Consider the following 15,025-nt stretch of genomic DNA (forward strand, 5'->3'; position numbering starts at 1 on the left):
ATTATTATAGCAATGACAAACAAAGCCATTATTAGCATAGGTAGCAACAAAGATCGAACGAATAATATCAATAGTGTTACCCAGCTACTGCAATCTTCGTACCCGGGGAGCCGCTTCTCCACACCCGAGATTACCGAACCCATAGACCTACCCGAGGGCACTAAGCCCTTTCTAAACTTGGTCGCCATGATCCCTACCGGGGAGTCTTGTGAGGACTTTTGCTCTCGCCTCAAGGCGATAGAAAAAGATTTCGGGCGCGATCCGGATGATGACGAAGAGGGAATTATCCCCCTTGATATAGACCTTATTGAGTGGAACGACGAGGTGATAAAGCCTCACGACTTGGTGCGTCCTTATGTAGTGGCAGGGATGGAAGAGATCGACGAGTTTTAGTCGCTTCTCCTTCTTCCCTAGAGAAGAAAGGAAAGTATATGCAGCCGATAGATGTAACTCCTGAGGGGAAACTTAATCCCACCCCTCCGCAAGAAGAGAATTATTTCTCCCGAGAAGAAAAGGCTCGCTTGCTGGAGCTGTACCGAGAGCTGAGGGGGCTACCGCATATCCAAGTCCCCCCGTCGGTATATCGGGAGCGGCTCACTTTTTTAGTGAAACAGGGCTGTTTTGCCCGAGATGAGTTTGGCTACAACGGGCTTCTTCGTCAGCTCGAAGTAGCCCTTATTGTATCTAAGGAGTTTAATCTCAGTAGTGTATCACTATCGGCAGTACTCTTCTATAGAGCTGTTTACAAAGGCTTTTTTACCCCGGAGGAGGTAGCGAAGTTTACTCCGGAGGGGACTATATCCCTAATAGGTCGTATACGTGAGACGGCTCAGATCTATATGCGTCGCTCCCATGTGGAGGACTCTCTCTTTCGCGAACTGTTGCTCACGGTGGCCGAGGATGTGCGCGTACTGCTTCTGATCATTGCAGACCGTCTCTATCGGATGCGCACGGCTAAAAAATATCTGCCCGAGGAGAAGCGTCGCGAGCAAGCCGAGGAGGTGAATAGTTATTTTATCCCTCTAACGCACAAACTTGGGCTCTATGCCGCCAAGGGAGAGCTGGAAGATCTATACCTAAAATACACGCAACCCGAATCTTTCTATGCCATCAAATCGATGCTGGGAGAGACCAAACGTGCACGCGAAGAATACTTGCAAAAGTTTGTTGCCCTCCTTAGGCAGTGCATTGATAGTGGTACCAAACGATGGCGTTATGAGATAAAATCCCGCACCAAGAGCATTAGCTCCATCCACAACAAAATGCAGAAGAAGGGGGTTTCTTTCGATAACATTTTCGACCTTACCGCCCTGCGCATTATCATAGAAGCCCCTCCCCACGAGGAGCATGAGGCCTGCTGGTACTGCTATAGTTTGATTACGGACAAATTCACGCCCGATACGGAGCGTCTGCGAGATTGGATTACCACGCCCAAGGCCAATGGCTATGAATCGCTCCAAATCACCGTGGAGGGACCCGAAGGTCGCTTCATAGAAATCCAAATCCGTACACGACGTATGGATGAGGTGGCAGAGCGAGGGGTGGCTGCCCACTGGCGTTATAAGGGTCTTAAGAGTGAGGGAGAACTGGACAAAACGCTTACTTCGGTGCGTAAAATGCTAGAGACAAAAGCGAATGTATCTACGGACGAAAACGAGAAGTACAGCCTAGGATCCCCCAAAGAGATATTTGTCTTTACCCCCCGAGGAGAGCTGAAAAAACTTCCCCCCAAGGCTACGGTACTCGATTTTGCCTTCGCCATTCACTCCAATGTGGGGGCTACGGCGGTGGCGGCTCTGGTCAATGGCAAGAATGCCTCCTTGCGTACCTTGTTGCAGAATGGAGATACGGTAAGTGTGACAACCAACCGCAATCAATACCCGAGGGAAGACTGGTTACAGATCGTGGTTAGCTCTGCAGCCAAAAATAAAATCCGCCAGAAACTAAGAGAACGGAGCGAGCGAGGGCTTAGCGAAGCACGTGCTACTCTCGAACGCCGCTTCCGCAATAGGCACCTTACTTGGGATGAGAGTCTATTCAATCAGCTCACGCGCAAAATGGGCTATGCTGCACTCAACGAGTTTTTCCGCGACGTAGCCGACGGCAAGTTGGATCTAAATCATGTTTTAGAGGAGTACCAACGTCGCTACGATGCCCAGTACACGACTTTGGAAACAGCCGCCAAGGAGGGTACATTGACCATCCCCCTCACCTACGAAGCTGTGCAAACAGGGGATACTCCCGGGCAAGACAATACCGTTGCCGGGCGTGGTGCCGGTACCGTGGTGATTATGGACGAAAGTCTTAATGGCGTTGATTACGCGCTCGCTCAGTGCTGCAATCCACAGTTTGGGGATGCTATTATTGCTTATCCCTCTCGCTCGGGGATTCGTATCCACCGCAAGAGCTGCCCCAATGTGCCCTATCTGATGCAAAATAACCCCGATAAGCTACTGCCGGCAGAGTGGAGTGGATTAGGCTCTACGCAACCCAAAGCCCACCTCTATGTAGAGGCTATCGATGATAGTGTGGAATTGGTCTCTCGGTTGATTTCTCTTGTCAAGAATAATACCTCGGTTGCGCTCTTGAGCTACAATATCCAAACAAAGGGAGGTTTGATTGATGCGGAGTTTACCGTACAGGCTCCGCGCCCTCGCATTCAGGCTTTACGCAACCAAGTTGCTGTGCTCCCCGGGGTGCACTCTGTTCGCCTGCGCTTCTAATACTTCTGTTTTTTCATGGGAATCCCCCTCCGTGTAGACGAAGGGGGATGGGATGGTTCGTTAGCGACGAGGAGCGCGCTCGGGGCGTTCTTCTGCTTGTTTTACAACAAGTTTGCGTCCCATAAACTCCTGTTCGTTAAGGGCTTCGATGGCAACCAAAGCCTCTTCGTCGTCCATTTCTACAAATCCAAAACCGCGAGAGCGACCTGTCTCTCTGTCTGTAATGATGCGAGCATTGGCTACGCTTCCATACTGTTGTACGAGGGCGGTAAGATCCTCAGCCTTTACCTTGAAATTAAGGTTACCTAGATAGATGTTCATTCCTCTTGTGAGAATTAAAATTAGTACTATGTCAAAAAAGGAACTACTTCTACTATCGGAAGTTATGAGTTAGGGGTCTGCTCCCCTTTGTAGAGGGTTTGCTCGCTAGCACTCTCGCCTACAAAGTATATCTCAAAGCCAATCCTACGGAATTAGATGTTCGCTTGTGACGAGACAAAGGTAGGTAAAACTCTCTAACTATCTTTTATCAATACGAAAAACATGTATGCAGTACTTTATTCTATTTCCATACGCACGGCTACTATCCCCTTAGAGGGGTGCTTTTTAGGCTATTTGCGAGGGGACTTTTTGTTTGTCGCTAGATGTCAAATGGCGGCTACGCTATTTCCATTTTTCTTTAGGCTGATTTTGTGGGGGCACTTTGCCCTAAAAATTTTTACTTCCTGCCTGTGAAATAGAAAAATCCTGCCCAGAAAAGAAAAAAGTATAGGGCAGTGATTTTTGAGTGTTTCACGCGCTGAGATTTTAGAGCCTGATGAAGAGAGGGGAAATAGGGAGGAGAGCTCGTTTTGCATAGATGCTTCTTACTGAATCGGAAGTTTTCCTTTGAGTCAGAGGGGTATTTGTAAGGTTTTTTGTTGAATTATCGTACATTTGCCCCATTGGAGGCATCTGAGGGCTGAGCGAGGCTCTCCGATCCTCTTCTTATCACGACTAGTTAAATTAGAGATAATAGAAGCTTCTCCTAGGCAACTCTCCTTGAGATGTAGGAGGAGCGAAAAGCAAAAAACGCTTATTATTATGAGACTGTACCCTATTAAGAAACCTAGAAATAGGTTTTTATGCTTGACTTTTTTGTTGGCTCTATACCTCGGTATAGGTGGAGCCGGAGCCCAAAATGGCCATTTGCTGCGAGGCATGGTATTGGATAGCCTTAGCCGTGAGCCGGTACCCTTTGCGGCTGTCTCTTTTACCCCTATTGCGGAGGGTAAGGAGGGGAGTGCTTTACAGCAACTTACCGATGATGGAGGGCGTTTTGCCATATCTCTACCTGTGGCCAATGAGTACAAGGTAGAAGCCTCTTTTGTAGGCAAGAAGATGCAATCTCAGATACTCCCTTACAGCAAGGTAAAAAGTATGGGTATGTTGCGTCTTTTTATGGAGGACGATGCCGAAAATCTTGCAGAAGTAACCGTTACGGCTGCTCGTCCTTTGGTACGTCTTGATGCCGATCGCATTGCCTATAATGTAAAGGATGACCCTTTGAGCAAGGCTGAGTCCCTCCGCGATATGCTCCGAAAGGTACCCCTTGTAACGGTAGATGGAGAGGGTAATGTAAGCGTTAAGGGGTCGAAGAATTTCCGTATTTACCTCAATGGTAAGCCCTCTAAAATGATCTCCTCAAATCCTAAGGAGGTGCTCCGTAGCATCCCTGCTTCTACCATTAAGTCGGTGGAGGTAATCACAGAGCCGGGGGTAAAATACGAGGCCGAAGGGGTTGGTGCCATCCTCAATATTATCACGGAACAAACCTCCTTCGAGGGTTATCAGGCACAGGTCGGAGTAAATGGCTCTATCATACAACCCGGTGGGGGTGGGAATGTGTTCTTCACCAGCAAAGTCGGTAAGTTTGGGGTTACTGCCAACTATCACGGAGGGGTGTACAACTTCTCTATGATGCCGATGCTCAATACCTCAGTCCTTACTTATCGTGATACGGGTATCCGTCTTACCAGCGAGAATACAGTGGAGCGCAATAAAAGTCGCTATGGCTACCACATGGGGGGATTGAACCTCACCTACGACATCAATGAGCGCAACCTCCTGTCGTTGAATGTGGATCTTTCTAGCCATAACACCCCGGGGGTGAATATTACCACCACACGCACCGAAGACCCCTCGGGCAAATTGCTTGCCAAGGATGGGTTGAGGGCTGATACCAAGAGTAGCTCCACAACGCTCGAAACTCGGCTCGACTACGAGCATACCACGGCTCTAAAGGGAGAGTCCCTGACCCTCTCCTACCAATGGGTTCATACTCCCAATCATAGCGAGGTTCTTACTGATCAGAAAATCTTTGACCCTAAGAATGCCGAGAGCATTCTGCAGACCAATCGACAATTCTCCCAAACCGATGCTACTTTTAATGAGCATACCGGCCAGATCGATTACGTTCGTCCCTTTGGCGATAAGTGGAAGGTAGAGGCAGGGCTTAAGAGTATATTCCGTTTGGGTGCAACCGAGTCTGTGTTTAAGGTCTTGGATAAAATTAGCAACGAATGGGTCGTTGGGAGTCTCTTTGGGCAGCATTTGGGTATTAGTGGCTCTCCCATGGCATATAAGCAAAATATCTATGGAGCCTATGGTAATGTCACGTACCGCAAAGGTAATGTCAATCTCGTAGCCGGAGCTCGCGCCGAGTATGGCGTACAAAACGTAGAGTTTGCCAAAGAACCCAAAGCGAATTTGCATCACACCTTCTTGGATGTAGTGCCACAGCTTATTGCTACATGGACTCTTGCCGATGCAGACCAACTGAAGCTAGGATACAACTACCGCATACAACGCCCCAGCATTACCCAGCTCAATCCCTACCGTGAGCAGGTGTCGCCCCTACAGGTGAAATATGGAAATGAAAACCTCTCCAACGAGAGGGTACATGCCCTAGATGCTACCTATTCGCACTATACGCAGAAGTTCTCGCTCATGCTAAGTGCCAGCTACCAATTCAGCAACAATAAAGTGGAGGAATACTTCTTTAGCCAACTTGACGATAAGGGAAATCGTATTTTACACCAGACATATACGGATAAGGGAAAGATGCGTTCTTTGGGCTTTAACATCTTTACGCAGTATGTGCCGGCGTCGTGGGTACGTCTCTATCTGCAGAGTAATCTAAACTTTGTAACCCTAGATGCTAGTGGCATTAAGATTAATGGGAAAGACGATTATGGCAATACTGTGATGAAAGGGCTAGGAGGTAACAGCTTCATGGGTGCGACGTTTACCCTTCCCAAGAATTGGAGTCTGGGAGTAAATGCAGGCATATTTATCCAACCTCCTACGATCAACCTAAAGAGCTTCTGGGGGTCTTGGCACCACCTGAGTGTGAGCAAGTCGTTCCTCAAACAGCGACTAACTGTTTCGGGATGGATTAGCAATCCTTTATCTCCTTGGTATGATCTCAGAATCGCTATGTCGTCTCCTTCATTCTCCGGAGAGACCCATGTCCGCAATTATGGCTTATCTACGGGTGTCTCGATCAGCTATAGTTTTGGTAACCTCAAGAGTGCTATTCGCAAGGTAAGCCGCACAATTGAGAATAAGGACTTGATGAGCAGCGAAAAGAAGGAGCAGGGGGCCGGAGGTGCAGCCGGAGGAGTTGGAGGGAATTAATCCCCCTCTACTATGAGGTAGAGGGTCTCCTCTATGAGCAAGTCGCGCTAAGCCTACTTCGGAGGCTCTCTCTTACCTGCATAGCATATACCCCATGGAGTTAAGAAAAAACTCTGTGGGGTATCTTTTTTATTCCCTCGAGGGTGTATATCTGCACCAAAATGAGGTTGATGTGCATTTGTTTTCTTACTGCTTATAAATCTGATGGTTACGGATATAGTTCCTAGCCATAAGCCCTCAGAAATTTCATTCTAACTCCCTATTTCTCCCTAATATATTCATTGGCTAGTGTATTATTACTATATTTGCACCGAAATATAGGAGTCTCACCTCTCTTGCCACAGAGGGGATGTCCCTATAAGAAGCAAATTAATAAGTGTAGCATATGGATCTATCACATATCGAACACCTGGGTATAGCCGTTAAGAGTATCCAAGAAGCTCTTCCTTTTTTTGAAGAAACTTTGGGGCTCAAGTGCTATAACATAGAAGAAGTAGCCGACCAAAAGGTACGTACGGCTTTCCTTAAAATTGGAGAAACTAAACTCGAATTGCTTGAGCCTACAAGCGAAGATAGTCCCATTGCCAAGTTCTTGGAGAAGAGAGGCGAGGGGATTCATCATATCGCTTTTGCTACTCCCGATGCCGGCGTTGCCCTCTCCGAAGCCGGAGAAAAGGGGGTGCAACTTATAGATAAACAACCCCGTAGAGGGGCAGAGGGGCTTAATATCGGCTTCCTTCACCCCAAGAGCACACACGGCCTATTGCTAGAGCTGTGCGACGCAAAAGACAAATAAAACAACGAATAAACACTTTAGAGATAATTATATGGGTCAACAATTAGAAAAAACGAGAGAACTGATCGCTAAGCGCGAAGAGGCTCGCCTCGGCGGTGGCGAAAAGCGCATCGAAGCACAGCATGCCAAGGGTAAATATACCGCTCGAGAGCGTATTGCTATGCTGCTAGACGAGGGTAGTTTTGAAGAAATTGATATGTTTGCCCTCCATCGCTCTACCAATTTTGGTTTGGACAAAAAGAAGTTTTTTGGCGATGGCGTAGTAGTGGGGAGTGGTACCATAGATGGGCGACTCGTATATATATTCGCACAAGACTTTACCGTATTGGGTGGAGCCTTGGGAGAAATGCTCGCACAGAAGATCTGTAAAGTGATGGATCTTGCCATGAAGGTGGGCGCACCTGTAATCGGACTTAACGACTCGGGTGGTGCACGCATTCAGGAGGGAGTAAACGCCCTCTGTGGCTTTGGCGAAATCTTCGAACGCAATATCCTCGCCTCGGGTGTGATCCCCCAAATCTCGGGAATCTTTGGCCCTTGTGCCGGTGGTGCCGTGTATTCTCCTGCTCTTACAGACTTTAATATAATGGTGCGTGGTACGAGCTACATGTTCCTCACGGGACCAAAAGTGGTAAAGACCGTAACGGGCGAAGATGTAACCCAAGAGGAGCTTGGTGGAGCTGATATACATGCCGGAAAGAGCGGTGTGGCTCAGTTTGCCGTAGATACCGAAGAGGATGGTATCCAGCTTATCCGTCGCCTCTTGAGCTATCTCCCTCAAAATAACATGGAAGAGGCACCTCTCGTAGAGTGTACCGACCCTGTAGATCGCAAAGAAGATCTCCTCAACGAGATTATCCCCGATGAGCCCAACCGTCCCTACGATATGTACGAAGTGATTGGGGCTGTGGTGGATAATGGAGAATTCCTCGAAGTACATGCCGATTACGCTCGCAACATTATTGTGGGGTTTGCACGCTTTAATGGGATGAGTACTGGTATTGTAGCCAACCAACCTCAGGTGATGGCCGGTAGCTTGGATAGCAACTCGTCTCGCAAGGCAGCTCGCTTTGTTCGCTTCTGCGATGCTTTCAATATCCCTATTGTTACCCTAGTGGATGTACCGGGCTTCCTCCCGGGTACTGGTCAAGAGTACAACGCCGTAATTGCACATGGGGCTAAACTCCTTTACGCTTATGGCGAGGCTACTGTGCCCAAGGTAACAGTAACTCTTCGCAAGGCGTATGGTGGGGCTTACATTGTAATGGGCTCGAAGCATATGCGTAGCGACCTAAACTACGCTTGGCCTAGTGCAGAAATTGCCGTGATGGGGCCCTCGGGAGCTGTAGAAGTTGTCTTCTCTAAAGAAGTGGCTGCCGCAGAAGATCCTGCCAAGGCTGCCCTAGAGAAGGAAGAAGAATACCGTCGTGCCTTTGCCAATCCCTATACAGCGGCATCGTATGGCTACCTCGACGATGTAATCGAACCACGCAATACGCGCTTCCGCATCATTCGGGCGTTGGAGCAACTCCGCACTAAGCGTCAGAGCCTCCCCGCCAAGAAGCACGATAACTTGCCTCTTTGATCGATTCCTTTCCACAGAGATTATGCAAGTAAATCGCTTACTAAGACGTTGCTCTATACTAGCCTCGGCGATAGTCCTTTCGAGCCTATCGCTGCTGGCTCAGAGCGAGTCTAAGGCTAATGAACTTCTCGCAGAAGACCCCTCTGGCATTGTGATGACCATCACGGCTATGCTCGTGGTTTTCTTTGGCCTCGCCGTGCTTTATCTATGCTTTAAGGGGGTAGGGAAATTTTCGCAACACCTCTCGGCACGTAATAGAAGGCGTGAAAATGCTCCTAAGAAAGTGGTAGCTCCTACCCAAAAAAATGGAATGTCTCCCGAGGTTGCCGTAGCTATTGGTATGGCTCTCTATGAGGCTGCCGGTGGTATGCACGACGAAGAAAGTGGTCTGATAACCATCACGCATACACAGTCTCACGCCCCCTCGGGTTGGAGCAATAAGGCCTTTAATCAGCGTGTCTCGGGGGTACCTCGTCGCGCCTCAGTTGCCGGAAGATAATATTATTATGAAACAAACTCCTACCACTCCCTCTCCAGAAGTGCTTGCCGCAATTGGCTTGGCTCTTACGGAGTCTCTTGCAGATTACATGCACGATACTACGGATATGCGCCTTACCATACGGAGACCCTCTGTCGCGTCAGCTTGGGCACTTAAAAGTCAGATCGTGCGTAGCGTTCCCTCCATCAAGGAGCATTGAAATTATTATATTATTAGAGAGATAGACAACCCTGCAAAATGAAAGAATTCAAATACAAAATCAACGGCAATGAGTATGCCGTTAAGCTCAATAAACTCGAAGAAAAAGAGGCAGAAGTAGAGGTAAATGGCACTACCTACCAAGTAGAGCTGCTTACCGAGAAAAAAGAAACTCCTCGTCCCGTAGTGAAGCGAGTAACCCCGGTGGTTTCGGCTCCTAAGGCTTCGGCTCCCTCTGCCGGTGGCGGTAGCAAGGGCGGTATCAAGGCTCCACTACCAGGGGTAATCCTTGATGTGGTAGTACAAGTGGGCGACGTAGTAAAACGTGGTCAGAAAGTAGCTGTGCTAGAGGCTATGAAGATGGAAAACAACATCAATAGCGACCGCGAAGGTAAGGTGCTCGAAGTAAAAGTACAAAAAGGAGAGTCGATACTCGAGGGTACAGACATTGTGGTGATTGGGTAAGATCACCTCTCAGTATAAATAAAACGTAACAACAATCATGGGTTTCGGTAGTTTCCTCGTCGATAATCTTGAGACCTTCCTCTCCTTTACAGGTTTTGCCAATGCAACCACAGGGCACTGGGTGATGCTGGCTGTAGGGCTTCTCTTCATTTTCTTAGCCGTTCGCTACGAATTTGAGCCCCTACTACTCATCCCTATTGGCTTTGGTATGCTCATCGGCAATATCCCATTTAAGGATGCAGGTCTGCAGATCGGTATTTACGAAGAGGGCTCTGTGCTCAATATCCTCTACCAAGGGGTGCGGCAGGGCTGGTATCCTCCTCTTATTTTCTTGGGCATCGGAGCGATGACCGACTTCTCGGCTCTTATCTCCAATCCCAAGCTCATGCTCATTGGGGCGGCAGCGCAGTTTGGTATCTTTGGGGCTTATATGCTTGCTCTTCTTTGGGGCTTTGCTCCCAACGAAGCAGGGGCTATTGGTATCATCGGTGGGGCAGACGGGCCTACGGCTATCTTCCTTTCGTCCAAGCTCGCCCCTCATTTTATGGGAGCTATTGCGGTATCTGCTTACTCCTACATGGCATTGGTCCCCATCATTCAGCCCCCCTTCATGCGCCTTCTTACCACAAAGAAGGAACGCTTGATACGGATGAAGCCTCCGCGTGCGGTCTCCAAAACAGAGAAGATTGTCTTCCCCATTGTAGGTCTTTTGCTCACAACTTTCTTGGTACCTTCGGGGCTTCCTCTTTTGGGTATGCTCTTCTTTGGTAATTTGCTCAAGGAGAGTGGTGTGACCAAACGTCTTGCCGATACGGCCAAGGGCCCCCTTATCGATACCATTACCATCCTACTTGGGGTAACGGTTGGGGCCTCAACGCAGGCAACGGAGTTCCTAACGGTCAATTCGATTAAGATCTTCGGGCTAGGGGCTCTCTCCTTCGTGATTGCTACCTGTACGGGGGTTCTCTTTGTAAAGGTGATGAATCTTTTCTTGAAGAAAGGGAGCAAAATCAATCCTCTTATTGGTAATGCAGGGGTATCGGCAGTGCCCGACTCGGCTCGTATCTCTCAGATAGTGGGGCTTGAGTATGATCCTACCAACTACCTGCTCATGCATGCCATGGGCCCCAACGTAGCCGGGGTAATTGGTTCTGCTCTCGCCGCTGGGGTGCTTTTGGGCTTCCTCGGTGCAAATTAAGTTTTGAGCCTAGCATAAGAAAAAGCCCTCTCCTACCACTTGCGGTAGGAGAGGGTTCTTTTTTATCACCTATGGGAGAAGGTGAGGAGGCTGTTTCTCTACTGCACTCCAACAGAGATGCCTACTCCATTATTGGAAATGTGCTTGTACACGATTTGTTCCTCGCCCTGCTCCACGGCTATAAGTCTGCCATTTCGAAAAACAAGTCGTTGGTTAGCATAGATGTGAGCTGCGCTTTTGTCCCACTCGTTCATCAGTGTCTTGAAGTAAAGGACTTCTATTTCCGAACCATCCTTGTCAAGGTGCTTGGCAACCTTTACGGGGCGCAAACGCGTTTGTTTATAGACTTGTTCGCGGGTCATGCCAAGCTTCGCTCTAGAGAAGGTGTACGAATCCGATAGACTTAATAGTGTGCTACAGCTAGTTAGCAGTAGGGAGGAGGCAAAAAAGCCTCCAAGGATAATAGATTTAAATTTGCTCATGTTGTTTGGTTGTATTTCTATTTTAATCCTTTCGCAAAAATAGTTGTTTCTCTCCGTTTGTTGTTCCTAGTAGGTGAATTATTTGGTTGGAATGTTGTACCTTTGCAGGGCTTTGCGCAATCTCTGGCGAGACGATGGGTTTTCCTGATTGGGGCACTTCTTCTGCAGCTCGTTACATTGCGTTTGGTAAGAGTACTAATTAAAAAAGAAAGAGTGTATGGACTTCATTAAGTTGGTCAACGACGAATTTAAGTCGGGTAAAGAGCATCCTAAGTTTACCGTTGGGGATACTATTACTATTGAGTATCGCATCAAAGAAGGTAACAAAGAACGTATCCAGAAGTATCGTGGAACAGTTATTTCGTTCCGTGGTCATGGTGAGAAGCGTCGTTTCACCGTTCGCAAGATCTCTGGCGAAGTAGGTGTAGAACGTATCTTCCCTTACGATAGCCCCTTCATCGAAAACATCACAGTAGAAAAGCATGGTAAGGTGCGTCGTGCTAAGTTGTACTACCTCCGTGATCGTATGGGTCGCGCAGCACGTATCAAAGAACGCCGCAAACTTTCTGCCAGCGTTAAGTAAAGACTCTCTCCCCCAGCTAAGGGAAAGAAGACTTTTCGGAGCCGCCTAAGGAGCAATCCTTGGGCGGTTTCTTTTTATCCGAAGGGGATGTCGGGATAGAGAAAGCCCCCTGCGCTCACAAGGTCGGAGGGCAGAGGGCTTATTCGTTTAGCTCAAGGAGCCGTCTTAGGGTAGTAGGATGAGTTGGCTATTCTTGCCAACACTCAGGAGGTAAACGCCGCTGGGTAGCTGTGCCGTATCTATTGGGTTGCTACCTGCTTGTAGAGATCCTTGCAGAAGCATTTCCCCATCTGTAGAGAAGATCGAGAATGAAGAGCTTTGTGATGTGTGGAGCTGCAAGGTGCGTCCTTCGAGGCTAATTTGGAAGAAATCCGAGGCAGGAGATGAGAGAGCCGTAGAGGCTTTGATGTCGAAGTGCTTCCAAGGCTCAGCCGCTTTGTAGGCTTCTACTGAGCTCTCGGGAACGAATAGTTCGCAGCGAGAGTAGTCCATGGTTTTACCAAAAACATCTTCTCCAAGTTTTATGTCAGAGGGATTTACAACATCTAGGGTCAGCTGATAAAGCGATGTATTCTCAAATGCCATGAGTTTAATCTCACGGATGGAAGCCGGAAGATGTGCCTTAGATACGCCTTTGCAGTCGGCAAAAGCAGCTCCATTGATGGTCTCTATGCCATTGGGAATTACCACTTCGCCCCTGAAAGTATTGGGTACGTAGTAGATCGTTTTCCCATCTTTGCTGAGGAGCATCTCGTCCTTTACTTCAAAGAGAGAGCCCTCGGGAAGGGTGAATTTAATAGCTGTGCTACGGAAGACCCCATTGGCAATCTTCTTAACCTTTTGGGGTATTGTAAGAGTCTTTAGTGCCGTACATCCTTGGAACGAAAAAGCCCCGATCGTCTCCAGATTATTGGGTAGTGTCACGCTCTTGAGGGCATAGTCTCCGAGGAATGTCCCATAGTCTACTTCGGAGATTCCATTGCCGAGGGTGGCCGTCTGGAGGGCCGTGCAACCTTGGAACGCAAACATGCCAAGGGTCTCTACGGCATCGGGGAGCTCAATTTGCGTTAGTGCAGAGCAGTTCTCAAAGGCACTCATGCCGATAGAGGTAACGCTATCGGGGATGGTTATAGAGGAGAGCGATTTACAATCTTTGAATAGCGAGTCTCCAAGTTCTTCTATCTCACTGGGAAGTGTAATGGTAGCGAGAGAACTGCAGCCTTCGAAGGTAGAAGCTCCAAGATCTGTGATGCCACCATGTAGGGTAAGGGTCTGAAGGGACGTGCAGTTCTTAAAGTTACTGCCGTTAAACTCGGTAAGAGCTTCTGGGAGTACTACTTGACTTAGACGAGCACAACCTTCGAAGCAATTAGCACCTAGAGAGCTAATCTCTCCCGTTGCTTTGAAGGAGGATAGTGTAACATTCCCCTTGAAGCTTTCGGCAGGTATTTCGTTTTCGGGATATTTTTTGACTCCTGCGATAGGACCGCCATCCCCTCGATAGGCTTCGATCTTTACCTCTTCGAGAGTCAGTTTGTTGAGTTTGGAGAGCTGGCGGAGGGCGGCAAAGTCACGAGCATCGAGAGATCCTTTTAGTGTGAGTTTGCTCACCGATTGCTTATGTTCTTCGGAGAGTTGCGAGGCGAGTGTGCCTGCTGTTGTTACATTCAAGGTGAGAGCCGTGGGGTCAATTGGCTGTGCCTCGGTAAGTTGGATAGGGGTATTTAGGATACAACGAACGGAGTAGCCCATAAACTTATCTTCGAAGAAGAAGTTTGCCACCTTCTGATCCCAGAATAGTCTGAAGAACTCGCCCTTGGTGGCTTCATAGTCACTCTGTGTACAACTCCAGAGGTAGGCCTGAAGCCCCTTGCCCGAATAGCCGTTGAAATACTTACTCGTAGAGGTGCTACCGAAGGGCTTAATGTCGAGTTGAGATAGGTTGTTCCCCACCAAGACATCCTCTGGTTTGCCTGTGGGAGAGTGGGTCCAGCCCTCCTTGCTCTTGAGCATCTCTCCGGCGGTTAGAGAGAGGATTGAGGGATTGTCGTACTCATCGGGCATAAATCCGTTGGGATCAAGGTATTTGACAACAGCCCTCCAATCATCGGCGGAGGGGACCTGCCAGCTCTTAGGCGCGAGTGGCGTTGTAGTCTCAGTTACGGCATACCAGTTATAGAGTGCGCCCATTGCTGCGCGGTTAGAGGCGTCGCCATCGTAGTAAGTTACGGCAGGAGCCTTTGTGGCTTCCCAGTCTTTTTTGTCAAGGCCGGTCTTGATGGGAGTACCATCTTGGAATAGGGCGGTGCGTAGGTTTTCGCGCATCCATATTTTATTCCCGAGCTTTACCACAGCATAGGTCTCCGTCTCTTCTCCACGTTTATCCTCTAGTATATAGGGGAGTAGAGTTGCATCTTTTGCATCGGGTATGGGAGTATAACCGCATTGACCATCTTTGGAAATAAAGAACCCGTCTCGCCCCGTTTGATCAAAAAGGACGGCGGTGACAGTTCCATCTTCCAAAAATTTAATTATCCCAACTTCGCCTAGTACAATATAGGCTTGAGAGAAGTCTATTGTACGATCTGCTTTGGGGAGGTAAACGAGTTGCATAATCTCTGCTTTCCCATTGAGTACAACACACTCTCTAGAGAGTAGGGCAACCTCTTTGTTGCCGTCAAGCACGAGTTGAAGATTGCTCTGTGCGAAGGCGTTTTCGTCCAAGGGCGTGAGTTTGATCTGTGCCAAGGAGTGTTGGCTACTACAGAGAACTGTAATAAAACTCACGAGGAGTAAAAGGATTTTTTTGTTACTCATA

Annotated in this window: 13 protein-coding genes; 10 read left to right on the plus strand and 3 right to left on the minus strand. The window is 48.4% G+C overall.

Translation table 11 applies throughout. From position 1 onward, the window contains the following. Positions 1-12: 12 nt before the first annotated feature. Together POREN0001_RS00575 and POREN0001_RS00580 are read left to right on the plus strand one after the other, a co-directional pair. Positions 13-393, plus strand: a complete 381-nt coding sequence (locus POREN0001_RS00575; RefSeq protein WP_004332215.1) for a 2-amino-4-hydroxy-6-hydroxymethyldihydropteridine diphosphokinase — start codon at positions 13-15, stop codon at positions 391-393. A gap of 38 nt (positions 394-431) precedes the next feature. Next, on the plus strand, positions 432-2,723 hold the full coding sequence (locus tag POREN0001_RS00580; protein WP_004332107.1) for a RelA/SpoT family protein: 2,292 nt from the start codon (positions 432-434) through the stop codon (positions 2,721-2,723). A 60-nt stretch (positions 2,724-2,783) separates the two neighbouring features. On the opposite strand, the gene POREN0001_RS00585 is transcribed toward POREN0001_RS00580, so the two are convergent. Then, on the minus strand, positions 2,784-3,044 hold the full coding sequence (locus POREN0001_RS00585) for an RNA recognition motif domain-containing protein (RefSeq protein WP_004332052.1): 261 nt from the start codon (positions 3,042-3,044) through the stop codon (positions 2,784-2,786). A gap of 807 nt (positions 3,045-3,851) precedes the next feature. On the opposite strand from POREN0001_RS00585, the gene POREN0001_RS00590 reads away from it, so the two are divergent. The 7 genes from POREN0001_RS00590 (at position 3,852) to POREN0001_RS00620 (ending at position 11,142) form a co-directional block, all read left to right on the plus strand. Further along, a complete protein-coding gene (locus tag POREN0001_RS00590) occupies positions 3,852-6,401 on the plus strand; it encodes a TonB-dependent receptor (protein ID WP_004332054.1) in 2,550 nt (849 codons plus the stop codon). A gap of 385 nt (positions 6,402-6,786) precedes the next feature. Beyond that, complete coding sequence (mce, locus tag POREN0001_RS00595; protein WP_004332086.1) at positions 6,787-7,197, plus strand: methylmalonyl-CoA epimerase; 411 nt, start codon at positions 6,787-6,789, stop codon at positions 7,195-7,197. 31 nt (positions 7,198-7,228) lie between these two features. Then, entirely contained in the window at positions 7,229-8,782 is a 1,554-nt protein-coding gene (locus POREN0001_RS00600) for an acyl-CoA carboxylase subunit beta (RefSeq protein WP_004332160.1), read from the plus strand. A gap of 22 nt (positions 8,783-8,804) precedes the next feature. Then, positions 8,805-9,281 carry an OadG family protein gene (locus POREN0001_RS00605; RefSeq protein ID WP_004332187.1) on the plus strand — a complete coding sequence of 159 codons (477 nt, stop codon included), beginning with the start codon at positions 8,805-8,807 and terminating at the stop codon, positions 9,279-9,281. Positions 9,282-9,288: 7 nt separating this feature from the next. After that, on the plus strand, positions 9,289-9,480 hold the full coding sequence (locus POREN0001_RS00610; protein ID WP_004332205.1) for a hypothetical protein: 192 nt from the start codon (positions 9,289-9,291) through the stop codon (positions 9,478-9,480). A gap of 38 nt (positions 9,481-9,518) precedes the next feature. Further along, entirely contained in the window at positions 9,519-9,944 is a 426-nt protein-coding gene (locus POREN0001_RS00615; RefSeq protein WP_004331992.1) for a biotin/lipoyl-containing protein, read from the plus strand. Positions 9,945-9,981: 37 nt separating this feature from the next. Continuing rightward, entirely contained in the window at positions 9,982-11,142 is a 1,161-nt protein-coding gene (locus POREN0001_RS00620; protein WP_004332091.1) for a sodium ion-translocating decarboxylase subunit beta, read from the plus strand. A 98-nt stretch (positions 11,143-11,240) separates the two neighbouring features. Here POREN0001_RS00620 and POREN0001_RS00625 read toward each other — a convergent pair whose 3' ends face one another. Further along, positions 11,241-11,504, minus strand: coding sequence for a hypothetical protein (locus tag POREN0001_RS00625; protein ID WP_147286665.1), 264 nt, complete (start codon positions 11,502-11,504; stop codon positions 11,241-11,243). A gap of 337 nt (positions 11,505-11,841) precedes the next feature. Between POREN0001_RS00625 and rplS the strand changes: the two genes are divergently transcribed. Further along, on the plus strand, positions 11,842-12,207 hold the full coding sequence (rplS, locus tag POREN0001_RS00630) for a 50S ribosomal protein L19 (protein ID WP_004332247.1): 366 nt from the start codon (positions 11,842-11,844) through the stop codon (positions 12,205-12,207). A 165-nt stretch (positions 12,208-12,372) separates the two neighbouring features. On the opposite strand, the gene POREN0001_RS08930 is transcribed toward rplS, so the two are convergent. After that, on the minus strand, positions 12,373-15,024 hold the full coding sequence (locus tag POREN0001_RS08930; RefSeq protein WP_004332024.1) for a leucine-rich repeat protein: 2,652 nt from the start codon (positions 15,022-15,024) through the stop codon (positions 12,373-12,375). Between the last annotated feature and the right edge of the window lies 1 nt (position 15,025).

This window comes from Porphyromonas endodontalis ATCC 35406, from assembly GCF_000174815.1.
Classification (GTDB): domain Bacteria; phylum Bacteroidota; class Bacteroidia; order Bacteroidales; family Porphyromonadaceae; genus Porphyromonas; species Porphyromonas endodontalis.